This is a genomic window from Kitasatospora sp. NPDC101801, from assembly GCF_044766665.1.
Lineage (GTDB): Bacteria > Actinomycetota > Actinomycetes > Streptomycetales > Streptomycetaceae > Kitasatospora.
This window is the reverse complement of record NZ_JBIWML010000025.1, coordinates 32,867-48,803: the sequence shown is the minus strand read 5'-3', so window position 1 is coordinate 48,803 and position 15,937 is coordinate 32,867. Positions and strand designations below refer to the sequence as shown.

Annotated in this window: 10 protein-coding genes; 4 read left to right on the top strand and 6 right to left on the bottom strand. The window is 72.5% G+C overall.

From position 1 onward, the window contains the following. Positions 1-215: 215 nt before the first annotated feature. From ACIRPK_RS24440 to ACIRPK_RS24425, 4 genes are all read left to right on the top strand, one after another. The gene (locus ACIRPK_RS24440; RefSeq protein WP_403041591.1) at positions 216-2,426 is read left to right on the top strand and encodes a DEAD/DEAH box helicase; all 2,211 of its coding nucleotides are present in this window, start codon (positions 216-218) and stop codon (positions 2,424-2,426) included. 420 nt (positions 2,427-2,846) lie between these two features. Further along, the gene (locus ACIRPK_RS24435) at positions 2,847-3,482 is read left to right on the top strand and encodes a hypothetical protein (protein ID WP_403041708.1); all 636 of its coding nucleotides are present in this window, start codon (positions 2,847-2,849) and stop codon (positions 3,480-3,482) included. A gap of 276 nt (positions 3,483-3,758) precedes the next feature. Next, positions 3,759-4,763 (top strand): chitinase, encoded by a 1,005-nt coding sequence (locus ACIRPK_RS24430; RefSeq protein ID WP_403041588.1) that lies wholly within the window; start codon positions 3,759-3,761, stop codon positions 4,761-4,763. A gap of 11 nt (positions 4,764-4,774) precedes the next feature. Then, complete coding sequence (locus ACIRPK_RS24425; RefSeq protein WP_403041585.1) at positions 4,775-7,198, top strand: PQQ-dependent sugar dehydrogenase; 2,424 nt, start codon at positions 4,775-4,777, stop codon at positions 7,196-7,198. A gap of 114 nt (positions 7,199-7,312) precedes the next feature. Here ACIRPK_RS24425 and ACIRPK_RS24420 read toward each other — a convergent pair whose 3' ends face one another. From ACIRPK_RS24420 to ACIRPK_RS24395, 6 genes are all read right to left on the bottom strand, one after another. Continuing rightward, the gene (locus ACIRPK_RS24420; RefSeq protein WP_403041583.1) at positions 7,313-7,708 is read right to left on the bottom strand and encodes a hypothetical protein; all 396 of its coding nucleotides are present in this window, start codon (positions 7,706-7,708) and stop codon (positions 7,313-7,315) included. 339 nt (positions 7,709-8,047) lie between these two features. Then, entirely contained in the window at positions 8,048-8,731 is a 684-nt protein-coding gene (locus tag ACIRPK_RS24415) for a ribonuclease HII (protein ID WP_403041581.1), read from the bottom strand. A 126-nt stretch (positions 8,732-8,857) separates the two neighbouring features. Beyond that, complete coding sequence (locus ACIRPK_RS24410; RefSeq protein ID WP_403041579.1) at positions 8,858-10,462, bottom strand: DUF4153 domain-containing protein; 1,605 nt, start codon at positions 10,460-10,462, stop codon at positions 8,858-8,860. A gap of 147 nt (positions 10,463-10,609) precedes the next feature. Next, positions 10,610-13,690 carry an Ig-like domain-containing protein gene (locus ACIRPK_RS24405; protein ID WP_403041577.1) on the bottom strand — a complete coding sequence of 1,027 codons (3,081 nt, stop codon included), beginning with the start codon at positions 13,688-13,690 and terminating at the stop codon, positions 10,610-10,612. Between the two features lie 152 nt (positions 13,691-13,842). Beyond that, a complete protein-coding gene (locus ACIRPK_RS24400; protein ID WP_403041575.1) occupies positions 13,843-14,823 on the bottom strand; it encodes a carbohydrate ABC transporter permease in 981 nt (326 codons plus the stop codon). Next, positions 14,820-15,845 (bottom strand): carbohydrate ABC transporter permease, encoded by a 1,026-nt coding sequence (locus ACIRPK_RS24395; protein WP_403041573.1) that lies wholly within the window; start codon positions 15,843-15,845, stop codon positions 14,820-14,822. The genes ACIRPK_RS24400 and ACIRPK_RS24395 overlap by 4 nt, the downstream gene beginning before the upstream one ends. Positions 15,846-15,937: the final 92 nt, after the last annotated feature.

The following is a 15,937-nucleotide window of genomic DNA, read 5'->3' as shown; positions in this document are numbered from 1 at the left end:
AAGGGTCCCGCCGCAGCCCTTCGCCGTCCGGAGCCCTCCCCGAGCCTGTGGACAACTACCGGGGTCCAGCATCTGTACACCCGTTCGGAGCAGCCGCGAGATGGGTGCAGATCGTGACAAATGACACCCATTCAGATGATCTAATGACCAACCGGCCTCCCCCGCTCACCGTCCGAAGTTCGCCCTCTGTCGTCCCCAGCCTGTATCCATGAGCCATGACCCAGCCGCTGCACCACCCCGCTCCCACCCCCGACCGCGCCGCCGTCCGGGCGCAGGCCGAGGCCGTGCTCCGTGAGCTGGCCGGCCCGACCGCCGTGCTGCGGGAGGACCAGTGGCTGGCCATCGAGGCCCTGGTGGTCGACCACCGCCGGGCCCTGGTGGTGCAGCGCACCGGGTGGGGCAAGTCCGCCGTCTACTTCATCTCCACCGCACTGCTCCGGGCCCGGGGCGCGGGCCCCACCGTGATCGTCTCCCCGCTGCTCGCCCTGATGCGCAATCAGGTGGACTCCGCCGCCAAGGCGGGCATCCACGCCCGCACCATCAACTCGGCCAACCCCGAGGAGTGGGACGAGATCCAGGCCGAGGTGGCGGCCGGCCGGGTGGACGTGCTGCTGGTCAGCCCCGAGCGGCTGAACAACCCCGACTTCCGCGACCAGGTGCTGCCGAAGCTCGCCGCCTCCACCGGCCTGCTGGTGGTCGACGAGGCGCACTGCATCTCCGACTGGGGCCACGACTTCCGCCCCGACTACCGCCGCCTGCGCACCATGCTGGCCGAGCTCTCCCCCGGCGTCCCGGTGCTGGCCACCACCGCGACGGCCAACGCCCGGGTCACCGCCGACGTCGCCGACCAGCTCGGCACCGGCTCGGGCGACCGCGCCGACAGCGAAGCGGGCGCACTGGTCCTGCGCGGCCCGCTGGACCGGGAGAGCCTGAGCCTGAGCGTGCTCCAGCTGCCCGACCCTGCGCAGCGGCTGGCCTGGCTGGCCGACCACCTGGCCGAGCTCCCCGGCTCCGGCATCGTCTACACCCTCACCGTGGCCGCCGCCGAGGAGGTGACCGCCTTCCTCCGCGAGCGCGGCTACCCGGTCGCCTCCTACTCCGGCCGCACCGAGGACGCCGAGCGCCGCACCGCCGAGGCCGACCTGCTGGCGAATCGGGTGAAGGCCCTGGTCGCCACCTCAGCGCTCGGCATGGGCTTCGACAAGCCCGACCTCGGCTTCGTGGTGCACCTCGGTTCGCCCGGCTCCCCGATCGCGTACTACCAGCAGGTCGGCCGGGCGGGGCGCGGGGTGGACCGGGCCGAGGTGCTGCTGCTGCCCGGCCGCGAGGACGAGGCGATCTGGCGGTACTTCGCCTCGCTCGGCTTCCCCGCCGAGGAGCAGGTCAGGCGGACGCTGGACGCCCTCGCCGAGGCCGGCCGGCCGCTCTCCACCGCCGCCCTGGAGCCGAGGGTCGACCTCCGCCGGGCCCGGCTGGAGACCATGCTCAAGGTGCTCGACGTGGACGGCGCGGTCCGCCGGGTGCGCGGCGGCTGGACGGCCACCGGGGAGTCCTGGGCGTACGACGCGGCGCGCTACGCCAAGGTGGCCGAGTCCCGGGAGGCCGAGCAGCGGGCGATGCGCGAGTACGCCACCACCACCGGCTGCCGGATGGAGTTCCTCCGCCGCCAGCTGGACGACGAGCAGGCCGCCCCCTGCGGCCGCTGCGACAACTGCGCGGGCACCCGGCCGACCGCCGAGATCTCGGCGGCGGCCGATGCGGCGGCCCGGGCCGCGCTCGGCCGACCCGGCGTCAGTTTCGAGCCGCGCCGGCTCTGGCCGACCGGCATGGAGGCGATCGGCGTCCCGCTCAAGGGCCGGATCCCGGCGGGCGAGCAGGCCGAGACAGGCCGGGCGCTCGGGCGGCTCTCCGACATCGGCTGGGGCACCCGGCTGCGCGCCCTGCTCGCCGACGACGCCCCGGACACCCAGGTCCCGGCCGAGGTGCTGGACGCGATGGTCACCGTGCTGGCCGACTGGGCGCGCGGCCCGGGCGGCTGGGCCGGCCCGGCGGATGCCGAGGGCAAGCGGGCAGCCCGCCCGGTCGGGGTGGTCACGATGGCCTCGGCCCGCCGTCCGCAGCTGGTCGGCAGCCTCGGCGCCCGGCTGGCCGAGGTCGGCCGGCTCCCGCTGCTCGGGCAGTTGGAGTACGTCGGCGGCGAAGCTCCGCGCGGCGCCCGGAGCAACAGCGCCCAGCGCCTGCACTCGCTGGCCGGCGCCCTGCTGGTGCCACCCGCGCTGCAGGCGGCGATCGCCGCCGCCCCCGGCCCGGTGCTGCTGGTCGACGACCTGGTCGACTCCGGCTGGACGGTCACCGTGGCGGCGCGCCTGCTCCGCCAGGCCGGTGCCGGTCCGGTGCTCCCGCTCACCCTCGCCGTCCAGGCCTGACCGCCGACCGCCGACCGCCGACCGCCGACCGCCGCACCCCGTCCAGGCCTGACCGCCGGCCGCCGCACCCCGTCCAGGGCCGAAGCCGCCAGGAGCCGACCACGGGCGGCCCGCCCCGACCACCCCTGGCCTGCCCCGGCCCGACCCCCGGAGTGGCCCGCCCCGGCCACCCCGGTGGGAGGGCCACCCCACCGACCTGACACAGCCGACCCTCCGTCAGTCGAATGGCAGTCGACTCGCGGTGGAATATATCCGGCAGACCATCGGCATTCGGGCGGCGTTCGTCATTTCATCGTTGCCGCTCGTCCCCATCTGACCTGAGAATTGGGAGGTACCCAGCGCCCGGTCCGACGGACCCGGCCATCGGCGTACGCAGACACCTGCCGCCCAGCACGTCACGGGCGGCGGACCGGGAGGAGGATCGTGATCAACGGCAGCGACCGAAACCGGTTCTCCGGAAGACGCGTTCTCGACCTGGAGAGCTGGCACAGCTCCGACGTCCCCCTGCTGCGCGACCCGCGCGAATTCGTCGCCGAACTGCACCAACGGCACCTCCCGCAGCCGGGCACCACGGTGGTCGCGGTGCTGGACGCGCTGCACCAGGTGACCGCCTCCGCCTCGTTCGCCACCCGCCCGCACGGCGAGGACGGCTGGCAGCACCGGCACGAGATCCTCACCCACCTGCGCCAGGTCACCCCGCACGACCTCCGGCTGGCGCAGCCGAGGCGGACGGCCGTGCTGCTGCGCTGCCGGGACGGTGCGCCGGGCTGGACGCACCAGGACGGCGCCTGGATGTGGGCCCTGCGGGACGCGGCCGCGCTGCACGGGCTGCGCTGCGGCTCGTACATCGCGCTGACCCCGAGCGGCTGGCAGTCGCTCGGCGACGGACGCAGCGGGCGCAACCCGCACTCCGGCTCCTGGGCCGACGGCCCGGTGCACACGGTCACCGAGCTCACCCCGCGTCCGGCGCGTCCGTCCCGCCCGCAGACCGCGCAGGCGAGCTCGGCCGACCTGGTGGCCCCGGTCCGCCCGCTGCACCGGTTCGCCACGGGCTGACCGGGCGTCACGGCACGGCCCGCAGGCCACCCCGGCCGCCGGAGCCCGGGACCGGAGCCCAAGCCCGGGCCCGGGCCCAAGGTCAGAGGCCCAGGGCCGGCGACCGGAGACCCATGAGCCCGACTCCCACACCGAGTTACCCCGAAAGACTGATCGGAAACTTTCCTAACCAAACTCTTGACCCCTCGCTCCGGCGGCTCGATTCTGAACGGTGCCCATCAAGTCCGGCTTCACGCCTGGCACTACCCCCGCACCAGACCCGAGAAGCGAGCAGACATGCCCAGTTCCGCTCCCCGTCGCACCGCCGGCGTGCTGCTGGCCGCCGCCCTAGGTGGCACCGCCCTGCTGCTGGCCCCGACCGCCACCGCCGACACCACCGCGACCGCCGCAAGCCCGGGCGCGATGGCCGCCGCCCCGTACGAGTACCTGGGCTGGGGCAGCCCGCAGAAGCCCACGGACGTGATGGCCGCGACCGGGGTGAAGTGGTTCACGCTGGCGTTCATCCTGTCCGACGGCTCGTGCAACCCGAAGTGGGACGGCAGCCGGACACTGACCGGCGGCTCGGACGAGGCCGCGATCAAGTCGATCCGGGCGGCCGGCGGCGACATCGTCGTCTCGGTCGGCGGTTGGAGCGGCAACAAGCTCGGCGAGAAGTGTTCCAGCGCCACCGCGCTGGCGGGTGCGTACCAAAAGGTGATCAACGCCTACGGCCTGAAGGCGCTGGACATCGACATCGAGGACACCGAGTTCTCCAACGCGACGGTCCGTCAGCGGGTGGTCGACGCGCTGAAGATCGTCAAGACCAAGAACCCCGGCATCGTCACCTACGTGACCATGGGCACCACCCCGAGCGGTCCGGACTCCACCGGCAAGGACCTGATCAAGCGGGGCGCGGCGGCCGGCCTGGCCAACGACGGCTGGATCATCATGCCGTTCGACTTCGGCGGCCACAGCGGCACCATGGGCCAGGCCACGGTCAGCGCCCTGCAGGGCCTGAAGGCCGCGGTGAAGAGCGCCTACGGCTACAGCGACGACGCCGCCTACCGGCACATCGGGGTCTCCTCGATGAACGGCGTCACCGACGAGCCCGGCGAGACCGTCACCACCGGCGACTTCAGGACCATCCTGGCGTACGCCAACCAGCACCACCTCGCGCGGTTCTCGTTCTGGTCCGTCAACCGGGACCGCCCCTGCGGCAGCGGCACCGATGCCGACGCGTGCAGCAGCATCTCCCAGAAGGCGTACGACTTCACCAAGATCGTCGTCCAGTACCAGGGCTGAGGAGACCAACCATGCGCCCACTCAAGGCAGTCGGCGGCCTGGCCGTCGCGGCCCTGCTCGTCGGGGTGGTCACCGTACCGGCCGCCTCGGCCGCCCCGACCCGGTACGAGGCCGAGAGCGCGGCCCGGACACTCGGTGTGGTGGAGGCCAACCACACCGGCTACTCGGGCACCGGCTTCGTCAACGGCGACAACGTGGCGGGCAGTTGGGTCGAGTTCACGGTGAACGCCGCCACGGCGGGCACCGCAACCGTCACGATCCGGTACGCCAACGGCACCACCGTCGACCGGCCCGGCGACCTGGCCGTGAACGGCACGGTGGTCTCCGCCGCCCGCTCCTTCCCCTCCACCGGGACCTGGGACGACTGGGCCACCTCCACCGTCACCGCCCAGGTCAACGTCGGGTCCAACCGGATCCGGCTCACCTCGACCAGTGCCACCGGCCTGCCCAACCTCGACGCGCTCGACCTCGACGTCACCGCGCCGACCGCCGACTACCAGGCCGAGGACGCGGCGACCGGCCAGGCCGCGGTGGCCACCAACCACACCGGCTACACCGGCACCGGCTTCGTCGACTACACCAACGTCGCCGGCAGCCATGTCGAGTTCACGGTCAGCGCCGCCACGGCCGGCAGCGCCGCACTGGCCTTCCGGTACGCCAACGCCGGGACGGCCGACCGGCCGATGGACATCACGGTGAACGGCACCGTGGTCGCCGCCGGGGTGAGCTTCCCGCCCACCGCGAACTGGGACACCTGGGCCACCCGGACGGTCAACGCCACCCTGAACGTCGGGACCAACACGGTGCGGGCCACCGCCACCACCGCCAACGGCGGCCCCAACCTGGACCGGCTCCAGGTCGGCGCCGGTGCCGACACCAGCGCGCCCGGCAGGCCCGGCACGCCCAGCTGTTCGGCCGTCACGGCGAACGGCCTCACGCTGTCCTGGGGCGCCTCCACCGACAACGTCGGGGTCAGCGCCTACGACATCTACGAGCACGGCAACAAGCTCGCGGAGGCGGCCGGCGACGTCACCGCCAAGCAGCTGACCGGTCTCACCCCGAGCACCACCTACAACCTCACCGTGATCGCCCGGGACGCCTCCGGCAACGCCTCGCCGGCCAGCGTCGCGATCGACTGCACCACGCCGGCCGGCAGCGACCCGCTGCCCAGCACCCCCGGCACGCCCACCGTCTCGGGCGTCGGCTCCACCGGCGCGACGCTGACCTGGGCCGCCTCGACCGACGACAAGGGCGTGGTGGCGTACGAGATCCGCAGCGGCAGCGCCGTGGTCAAGACCGTGACCGGTACGCCGCCGGTCACCTCGACCGCCGTGACCGGCCTGGCCTGTGACGCACCGTTCACCCTGACCGTGGTGGCCCAGGACACCGCGGGCGGCTACTCGGCACCGTCCGGGACGGTCTCCTTCACCACCGGGGCCTGCTCCGCCGACGGCGGCGTGCCCGGCTCCCCCGCCACCCTCTCCAGCGGCTGGACCATCCCGTGGGGCGTCTACTGGCTGCCCGACGGCAAGACCGCGCTGGTGACCGAGCGGGACAGCTTCAAGGTGTTCAGGACCACCACCGCCGGGGCCCGCACCCAGGTCGGCACCGTCCCCAACGCCGTCACCACCGACGGCGAGGGCGGGCTGCTCGGGGTCGCCGTCGACCCCAACTGGTCGACCAACCACCGGGTCTACTTCATGCACACCGCCGCCGAGGGCAACCGGATCGTCCGGATGACCTACGACGGCAGCACCCTCGGCGGGTACACCGTGCTGCTCCAGGGCATCCAGAAGAACCGCTACCACAACGGCGGTCGGCTGGCGTTCGGCCCGGACGGGTTCCTGTACGCCACCACCGGGGACGCCCAGACCTCGTCCAACGCGCAGAACAAGAACTCGCTGAACGGCAAGGTCCTGCGGCTCACCACCGACGGCAAGCCGGCCCCCGGCAACCCGTTCAACAACTACGTCTACAGCTACGGCCACCGCAACCCGCAGGGCCTGGCCTTCGACCGGAACGGGCGGCTCTGGGAGGCGGAGTTCGGCGACTCCAAGTTCGACGAGCTCAACCTGATCAAGCCCGGCGCCAACTACGGCTGGCCGACCTGCGAGGGCACCTGCAGCACGGCCGGGATGACCAACCCGAAGGCCAGCTGGGCGGTCAACGTCGCCTCCCCCAGCGGGATCGCGATCGTCCGCAACGTGGTCTACATGGCGGCGCTGCGCGGCGAGCGGATGTGGCGGATCCCGATCAACGGTGACACCGAGACCGTCGGTACGCCGACCTCCTACTACGTCGGCAGCTACGGCCGGCTGCGCACGGTCAGCAAGGTGCCCGGCGCCGACCAGCTCTGGCTGACCACCACCAACGCCGACAACAACGGCGGGGCGGCCGACGGAGCGGACAAGCTGTTCCGGATCAGCATCGGCTGACGCGAAGGGAGTTGGGCCCTCGGGCCCGAGCCTGTGGCGACCCCGGTCGGGGTCGCCACAGCGCGTCGGCTCGAGACGGCCACCGCACCTCGGCGCGGGACCGCCACCGTCCGGTCAGGCCGGGACCGGCGCCCCGGCTCCCGGGAACAGCGGCGCCACCGTGTCGACGTCGCCGCAGACCAGCAGCAGCTCCCCGGCCAGCGCGTGCGCGGCCCGGGCGGCCTTGGTCAACCCCTGCGTGGAGACCGGGGAGTTGACCACCAGCACGACCACCTCGCGGCCGACCGTCCGGGTCGCGGTGGCGTCCGCGTAGAAGACGTCGCCGCCCTCGGTGAGCTGCGCCCAGTAGCGCTCCTCGCCGAAGCCGATCTCGTGCTGCTGCCAGGGGTGCGGCTCACCGACCGTCAGGACCAGGACGGTGTCCGGACGGCGGCCGGACTCCAGCAGCCGGTCGACGGTGTCGTCGGCCCGGTCCACCGCGCCGCGGGTGGTCGAGGGGACCAACTGCACCGGGGTGACGGGCCGTCGGGCGGGCGGCGGACCGGGACGGGGCCCGGGCCTGGGTGCGGCCGGGCGCGGGCCCGGCACCGTGCGGGCGGCTCCGGCGGGGACAGGTGTACGGGGGGCTCGTGCGTCCGACTCTCGCGGAAAGGGAACGCCGGGGCCCGGGTTGCTCTCGTGAATCTCCGGCTCCTCGGGGAAGACAGGCATGCCCGATGTCTATCAAATGCCGGTCGAATGCGCACGGGCGCCCCACCAGTTGGAACCGACCGGCAATCATTGGAACCCGAACGGTCGCCGCACGTCCCAACAGCGGGCCAACCCCCGGCCAACGGCAGGCCGACGGGGTCAGAAACCCAACGAGAGCTGCTCGTCGGCGGATTCGTCGAACCGGCTGCGTTTGAGGTGGCTCCACTTCGGCAGCGCGTCCAGGTAGGACCAGGAGAGCCGGTGCTGCCCGGTCGGGCCGTACTCCTCCAGCGCCGCGCGGTGCACCGGCGAGGGGTAGCCCGCGTTGTCACCGAAGCCGAACTCCGGGTGCTCCAGGCCGATCTCGGCCATCATCGCGTCCCGCTTCACCTTGGCGAGCACCGAGGCGGCCGAGACGCAGACGCAGGACTGGTCGCCCTTGATCACCGTCCGGACCCGCCAGGGGCCGCCGAGGTAGTCGTGCTTGCCGTCCAGGATCACCGCGTCCGGGCGGACCGGCAGCGCCTCCAGGGCCCGGGTCGCGGCCAGCCGCAGCGCGGCGGTCATCCCCAGCTCGTCGCACTCCTCCGGCGAGGCGTGGCCGAGCGCGTACGCGGTGACCCAGTCGGCCAGTACCGGAGCCAGCTCGGTCCGGCGCTTCTCGGTCAACAGCTTGGAGTCGGTCAGCCCCTCCGGCGGCCTGCGCAGCCCGGTCACCGCCGCGCCGACCGTGACCGGCCCGGCCCAGGCGCCCCGGCCGACCTCGTCCAGCCCGGCCACCAGCTGGGCTCCCGCCCGGCGCAGCGACCGCTCGACCGAGTGGGTGGGTGGCTCGTACGGCATCGGGGGTCCATTCCGGCAACGAAGGTCTGACGCCTTCAGCCTACGACAACCCCGGTGGCTGTCCCGACGGTCGTGGACGTGCCCCCCGGCACGCCCACGACCGCCAAGTCCCCGGCCCGGAGGCCGTTATCGAGGGGTGGACGCGCCGGGGTGGGTGAACCCGGCACAGGCGTCCCGGTCCACCGGCACCGGCCGGGCCCGCAGGATCTCGGCCGCCCGCGCCTGGGCCAGGCTGGTCGCATACCAGGACCGGTCCCGGTCCGGCGTCAGCGCGGCGGCGATCTCCTGGAGCGCGCAGGTGCGCCGGTCGCCCGGCAGCCGGTCCAGGGCGGGCACCGCGTCGGCGGAGAGGCCGCGCAGGTAGTCCAGGTCGATGCTGCCGCCGGCCTCGAAACGGGCCACGTTCTGCTCGGCGATCAGCGCGTCCGGGCGGATCAGCCCGAAGACCGCGACCCCGACCACCGCGCTCAGCACGACCGCGCGGGGCAGCCGGTGCCGGGCCCCGAGCAGCACGCCGACCAGCACCAGCAGCAGGACGACGCCGAGCCAGAGTTCGACGGCGGTGACCGATATCCGCAGCCGGGTCAGCCCGAAGGCGTCCACGTAGCGCTGCATCCGGTAGTACGCGGTGGCGACCACCACCAGGGTCAGCGCGCAGAGCAGGCCGATCAGGCTCTTGGCCAGCAGCCGGTCGGCGGCGGTCCGCCGGGGCGCCCAGCGCTGGGCCAGGGCGACCACGGCCAGGGTGAGGACGGTGACCCAGAGCAGCTGCCAGAAGCCCTGCCGGGCGTACTCGGCGGGGACCAGCCCGGGCTTGCTCATCACCGCCTCGTAGCCGCCGAACAGCACCACGGCCTGGATCGCCACGAAGCCGCCGAACAGCAGGTTGAGCGCGACCATCGGGATGGCCCACTCCGTCCGGCCGCGCTCCCGGGCGGGCTTGACGGGCAGTCGGTCCCAGCGGCGCGGGGCGGCGGCGGTGTGCGCGGCACCCAGCGCCACCAGCAGGCCGCCCCAGAAGAAGATCAACCGGGCCGGCAGGTCGGACAGGTCAGCGCCCGGGGTCAGTCCGTCGAGCAGGTCGGCGACCGCCGCGTCGGCGCTGGCGAACAGGGCGCCGAAGACCACCAGCAGCACCACGGCGACCAGGACCGCCTTGAGCACCGGGAGCACCTTCGCCCTGGCGGGGTACGACCTGCCCCGGGCCGATCCGGCCGCCCAGAACAGCGAGGGCAGGACGTGCGCCCAGACGCCCAGCGGGCCGAGCAGCACCCCGGCCCACCTGGTCCCGCCGTGCAGGGCCAGCGAGGCGACGCCGAGCGCGGCCGCGACCGCCAGGAAGACCGGCCAGCCCGCGTCGGTGAAGGCGGGGACGGCGGCCAGCACCAGCGCGGACACGATCCACAGCACGGTCCACGGCCGGGCCCGGCGGCCGCCCGCCCGGGCGGCGAGCGCCGCGGCGGCACCGGCGGCCAGGGCGAACAGCAGCAGGTTGAGGCCGAGGCCGTGGCTCATCAGTACCGCCGAGAACAGTCCGGCCCCGATCGCCGCACCCAGCACCCGCAGCGGGGGCGTGACCGGCACCCGGGGCTCGGTCGCGATCACCCAGGCTGGCTTGGGCGGCGCCGGCGGCGGCCGCCAGGGGCCGCCGGTCGGGCCGGTCGGGGCACCGGCGCGGGCACCGGCGGCACCCCCGGGTATCGGCGGACCGGGCACGGAAGGACTGGACATGACGCCCCCTCAGAGATCGACGAGCAGCGCGGTTCCGGACGGGGAAGCCGCGCCGCTCGTGACCCTAGGGCTCGGACGGCACTTCTGAACAGGTTCAAAACACCCCCGCGACCCCCTTGTCGCAGAGCTGTGACAGAACCTGACCGATCAGTAGGACCCGAACAGCGAGTACGACAGCACCGTCTTGGTCGCCGTGCCGAAGCTGTTCGGCCAGGTCCCGAACGGCACCGCCGCCCCCTGGTACGCGCCGTCCCCGTACACGCCGGTGCTGAAGTGCATGTTGTTCAGCGTGGCGCTCGCCCCGTTGCTGTTGTAGACCAGCCAGTAGCTGGTCCCCGCGTTCAGGGTCAGGTTGATCGGCAGTGCGTTCCAGGCGTTGGCGGTCAGCGTGCCCGGCGCCGTGGTGGCCACCAGGGTGCCCGGAGCGCCGCCGAGGTCGCTGTAGACCGCCAGCTGGTACTGGTTGTTCGGCGCCGGGCTGACCGCGCCGACGTGCACGCTCAGCTGGTTCAGCGTCACCGGGGCGGCGCCGGTGACGATCCGGCTGCCGTTCAGGTGGTTGGCGTCGTTGTCGTCGATCTGGGTGCCGATCTCGTTGTTGCCGATGGTCAGCGGCGGCGGACCGGCCGTACTGAAGGTCAGGACGTACGGCGCCGCCAGCTGGTTGCCCGCCACGTCCCGGACGCCCTGCACGGTCGCGGTGTACCCGGTGGTCAGCGCCAGCGGCGCGGTCGGGGTGAACACCACCCCGCTGGTGGTGGAGTCGTACGAGACCGTGCCCGCCACCGCGGCACCGCCGGCGGTGGGCCGCAGGGTGACGGCCGCGCCGTTCACGGTGGCCCCGTCCAGCGGCTCGCTGAACGAGAACCGGACCGGGTTCCCGGCCGGGGCGGCCGGGGCGCCCGCCACCGGCGAAGTGCCGGTCACCGTGGGCGCGGTGGTGTCCTGGCCGTAGGTCGCGGTGTAGCTGCCGACCGCGCCGTCGAAGAAGGCGTAGGCGACGCCCTTGACCGTCTCCACCCGGTACGGCAGCGACTGGCCGCCCCGGCTGACGCCGGTCAGTGTCCCGGTGGCGGACTGCACCGGGAGCATCGCGCGCAGCCCGTTCGTCCCGCCGGTGATCCCGAAGCTGAGCGAACTCCCGTTCCAGGACAGCCCGGTGAAGGCCGAGCCGTTCCGCCCGTCCAGCCAGGTCAGCAGCTGGCGGCCGGAGACCACCGGCACCCCCTTCGCCTTGGCCGCCGCGATCACCTGGTCGGAGGTCTGGGAGGCGGCGAAGTCGGTGTGGATGTTGGCGGTCAGCGCGGCGTAGTAACCCTCCGGGCCGTAGGCCGCGTTCAGCAGGGTGTTGACCGTGCCCGGGTAGGACTGGCCGGACTCGTCGGTCAGCTGGGTGGTCGCCTGGTAGACGTCGATCAGGCTGCCGTCGGTGTCGGCGAACTTCATCGGCATCCCGGTGCCGTTGAAGTAGCCGGGCCGGTTCTGCACGAAGGAGGACGGGTAGAAGTAGTAGTCGTGGTCCAGCCGGATGCCGTTGGCCAGCTTGGTCTTGGCCTGGGTGGCCCAGTCGTCCCACTCCACGCAGTGCGTGCGGCTGCCCGAAGGCGTGGGCAGCGCCGGGTACTTGGCCTTCCAGGCGCTCAACTGGCTCGCGTACACGGCCTGCAGGTCGGCCGGGGTGCCCCAGGGGCGGCAGTCGGTGGTGATGTGCACGCCCACCTCGAAGCCCTCGTCCGAGTAGGCCTGCGCCTGCGAGGCGGTCATCGGACCGCCGGTGTACAGGTACGAGGAGCCGCGCACGCACTCCCAGTCGGCCACCACGCAGCCGGGCGGGCTCTGCGTGATGTAGTAGTCCCAGCGGCCCGAGGTGCCGCCGACGCCGTGGTCGTCACCGGTCATCACCACCACCGCCTTGACGTCCCGGGGGAAGTACCAGAACCGGGGCAGCGGGGTCTTCGCCAGGTCCATCCGGGTGACCAGGTTGGCCAGCAGCCGCTGCTGCTCGTCGGCGATCGGGATCAGCGCCTTGTCCAGGTCGTTCCAGTTCGACTGCCCGCTCAGGCCGAAGAACATCTCGCTGGCCTCGTACCCGTCGGTGCCGTCGCGCTGCTGCCCGGCCCAGGCCGCGTTGCCCTGCCGGGTCTGCACCACCGACCTGGCCAGGTCGAAGGTGAAGGCGGCGGCCTGGCCCGAGCCGGCCGCGCGGACCGAGACCGCCGGGTTGACGGTCGCGGTGGAGGCGTCGCTGTACAGGGTGGCGACCGCGGTCGCGCCGTTCAGCGTGTAGCGGTCGGCGGTGCCGTGGTAGCCCATGGTGTCCCCGGTCAGGCCCGCGCCGGGCGCCGCCGAGGTGTCGATCCGCAGGTAGGCGTCGGCCTGGGTGCCCGCCGTGGCGGTCAGGCCGAGCAGCGGGGCGAGCTTCTTGTCAGGCCGCATCGCGACCAGCCGCCCGCCGCCGTTGGTCCAGTTGGTCAGCACGGTGACCTGACTGTCCGTCAGCGCCGTCTCGCCGAGCAGCACCAGGTCGTGCTGGGCCAGCAGCGCCGGGGTGACCTGCGCGAGGTCGACCACCTGGTAGTGGTTCAGCCCCTCGGCCTTCAGGATCTCGGTGTAGTACCTGCTGTACGGGTTGCCCGCGGTGGTGACCAGCAGCACCGGCCCCGAACCGCCCGGCCCGGCCCCCGGGGTGGCGGCTCCGCCACCGGTCGGGGTGTAGGTCGCGTAGATCGAGAACTCCAGCGAGGTGTTCGTCGACGCACCGAAGCTCGCGGGCCAGCTGCCGTACGGCGTACCGGCGTTGCTGTAGATCCCCTTCCCTCCGGTGTTGTACTTCAGGTTGTTGACCGCCCCGGTCACGCCGTTGCTGTTGTACGCCAGCCAGTACGGCGTGTTGGGCGCAAGGGTGGCCGCCACCGGCAGGGTGTTCCAGCTGTTCGCGGTCAGCGTGCCGGCCGTGCTGTTGGCCAGCAGGGCGCCGGGCTTGCCGCTGGCGTCCTGGTAGACCGCCAGCTGGTACTGGTTGTTCGGCGCCGTCCCGACCGGGCCGACGTACGCACTGATGCTGCTGACCTGGCCCCCCTTGGCTCCGGTGACGAACCGGGAGGCGTTGAGGTGGTTGGAGTCGCCGGAGTCGGTGGCGGTGCCGATCGTGCTGTTGCCCAGCTTGGCCGTTTCGGCCGCGCTCGCGGGCCCGGCGGACAGCGCCGTTGCCGCGAGCAGGGCCACCATCAGCCCCGAGAGTCGTTCTCTGTACCCCACACCCATCCCCAAGTGTCTGATAACAACATCTTTGGCGAAATGCCGTTACCGGTGTACCGGTTGGGGACAGCCCACGTACGCAGAATCCACACATTCCCGGGGCATGACACCCCGACTGACGCCTAGCCCTTGACGGAACCGGCAAGCAGTCCTCGGACGAAGTACCGCTGGAGCGCGAAGAAGACGATCAGCGGGATGATCAGCGAGAGGAAGGCGCCGGCCGTCAGCAGCTCCCAGCGGCCGCCGAACGAGCCGGAGAGCTGGGCCAGTCGGACGGTCATCGGGGCCACCTCGGGAGTGCCGCCCGCGAAGGTCAGGGCGACCAGCAGGTCGTTCCAGACCCAGAGGAACTCGAAGATCGCGAACGAGGCCAGCGCCGGGGTGCAGAGCGGCAGCACGATGGAGCGGAAGATCTTGAAGTGCGAGGCCCCGTCCATGATCGCCGCCTCCATCAGGTCGCGCGGCAGCTGCGAGATGAAGTTGTGCAGCAGGAAGGTGGCCAGCGGCAGCGCGAACATCGTGTGCGCCAGCCAGACCGGGGCGTACGTCCCGCTCAGGTTCACCGCCGGGATGATGGTCAGGCCGCCCAGGTGGGCCCCGCCGGAGAACAGCTGGAGCAGCGGGATCAGCGCCATCTGCAGCGGCACCACCTGGAGCGCGAAGATCACGAAGAAGACCGTGTCGCTGCCCCGGAACCGCACCCAGGCCAGCGCGTACGCCGCCATCGCCGCGATCACCAGCGGGAAGACGGTGGCCGGCAGGCTGATCGCCAGCGAGTTGACCAGGAACGGCATCATCCCCGCGCTGACGCCGAAGCCGCCCTCGAACAGCACCGTGTGGTAGTTGGAGAGGATCAGCTCGGGGTGGGTGAACACCTCCCACCAACCGCTGGTCGCCACCTCCTGCTTGGGGCGCAGCGAGGTGGCCAGCAGGCCGAAGGTGGGGATGGTCCAGAGCACCGTCACCACGATCACGAACAGCGAGCCGAGCGGCCCGCTGAAGGACCGTCGGACCGCCCTCGCCCCGGTCGGCCCCGTGGTGTCCGCCCCGTCCGCCCCGTCCGTCGTGGCCGTCGCGTCCGTCACGTCCTTCGCACCGCTCATCGGGTCTCACGCTCCTTGCGCAGCTGGACGATGTTGTAGGCCACCAGCGGCAGCACCGCGAGGAAGAGGATCACCGCGAGGGTGCTCCCCCGGCCCACGTCGAACTGGGTGAAGGACTGCGCGTACATCTCGTTGGCCAGCACCTGGGTGCCGAAGTTGCCGCCGGTCATGGTGCGGACGATGTCGAAGGCCTTCAGCGTGGTGATCATGACGGTGGTGAGCACCACCACCAGGGTGGTCCTGATCATCGGCACCGTGATGAACCAGAACAGCCGCACGCCGCGCGCACCGTCCAGCCGGGCCGCCTCGGTCACCTCGTCCGGGATCGCCTTGATCGCGGCCGACAGCACCACCATGGCGAAGCCGGTCTGCACCCAGACCATCACCGCGATCAGCAGGAAGTTGTTCAGCGGCTGGGTGAGGATCCAGTTCGGCGGGTCGTCCCAGCCGAGGCTGACGGCCAGTTGGCTGAGCAGGCCGATCTGCGGCTGGCCGGCGCCGCGGGACTCGTAGACGAACTTCCAGATGATCCCGGCGCCGACCAGCGAGACCGCCATCGGCAGGAAGATCAGCGACTTGTACAGCCCCTGCCAGCGCATCCGCTCCACCAGCAGCGCCAGCGCCAGCCCCAGGCCGGTCGCCGTGAGCGGTGCCACCACCAGCCAGAGCGCGGTGTTCAGCAGCACGGTGTGGATCGAGTCGGTGGTGAAGGCCCAGCCGTAGTTGCGCAGGCCCACCGAGCGGTCGCTGTCGGCGTTGTAGAAGCTCAGGAAGACCGTCCGGACCAGCGGTGCGACCAGGCCGACCAGCAGCAGCAGGACGGCCGGGCCGAGCATCACCAGGACCGCGAGCGGCTTGGCGAACCGGCCGGTGGCCCGGCCGGCCGCGAAGAAGATCAGCAGCAGGATGCCCAGGAACCCGGCGATCGCACCGAGGCTGTTGCCGAACTTCACCCCGGCGTCGGTCCACGCCGAGGCGGCCAGCGGCCCTGCGGAGGCGGCCACATGGAGGGTGGCGGGCATTCAGGTGTCCTTCCCGGCAAGACGGTTCGGGCCCGGAGGTCCGGGCCCGAGGGCCGGTCCGACGTTGCGTGGCGGACCGGCCGGAGGGGGCG

Coding starts and splice junctions, on each gene's coding strand:
- ACIRPK_RS24440 (WP_403041591.1), top strand. CDS start 216: ATGACCCAGCCGCTGCACCACCCCGCTCCCACCCCCGACCGCGCCGCC.
- ACIRPK_RS24430 (WP_403041588.1), top strand. CDS start 3,759: ATGCCCAGTTCCGCTCCCCGTCGCACCGCCGGCGTGCTGCTGGCCGCC.
- ACIRPK_RS24425 (WP_403041585.1), top strand. CDS start 4,775: ATGCGCCCACTCAAGGCAGTCGGCGGCCTGGCCGTCGCGGCCCTGCTC.
- ACIRPK_RS24415 (WP_403041581.1), bottom strand. CDS start 8,731: ATGCCGTACGAGCCACCCACCCACTCGGTCGAGCGGTCGCTGCGCCGG.
- ACIRPK_RS24410 (WP_403041579.1), bottom strand. CDS start 10,462: ATGTCCAGTCCTTCCGTGCCCGGTCCGCCGATACCCGGGGGTGCCGCC.
- ACIRPK_RS24405 (WP_403041577.1), bottom strand. CDS start 13,690: ATGGTGGCCCTGCTCGCGGCAACGGCGCTGTCCGCCGGGCCCGCGAGC.
- ACIRPK_RS24400 (WP_403041575.1), bottom strand. CDS start 14,823: ATGAGCGGTGCGAAGGACGTGACGGACGCGACGGCCACGACGGACGGG.
- ACIRPK_RS24395 (WP_403041573.1), bottom strand. CDS start 15,845: ATGCCCGCCACCCTCCATGTGGCCGCCTCCGCAGGGCCGCTGGCCGCC.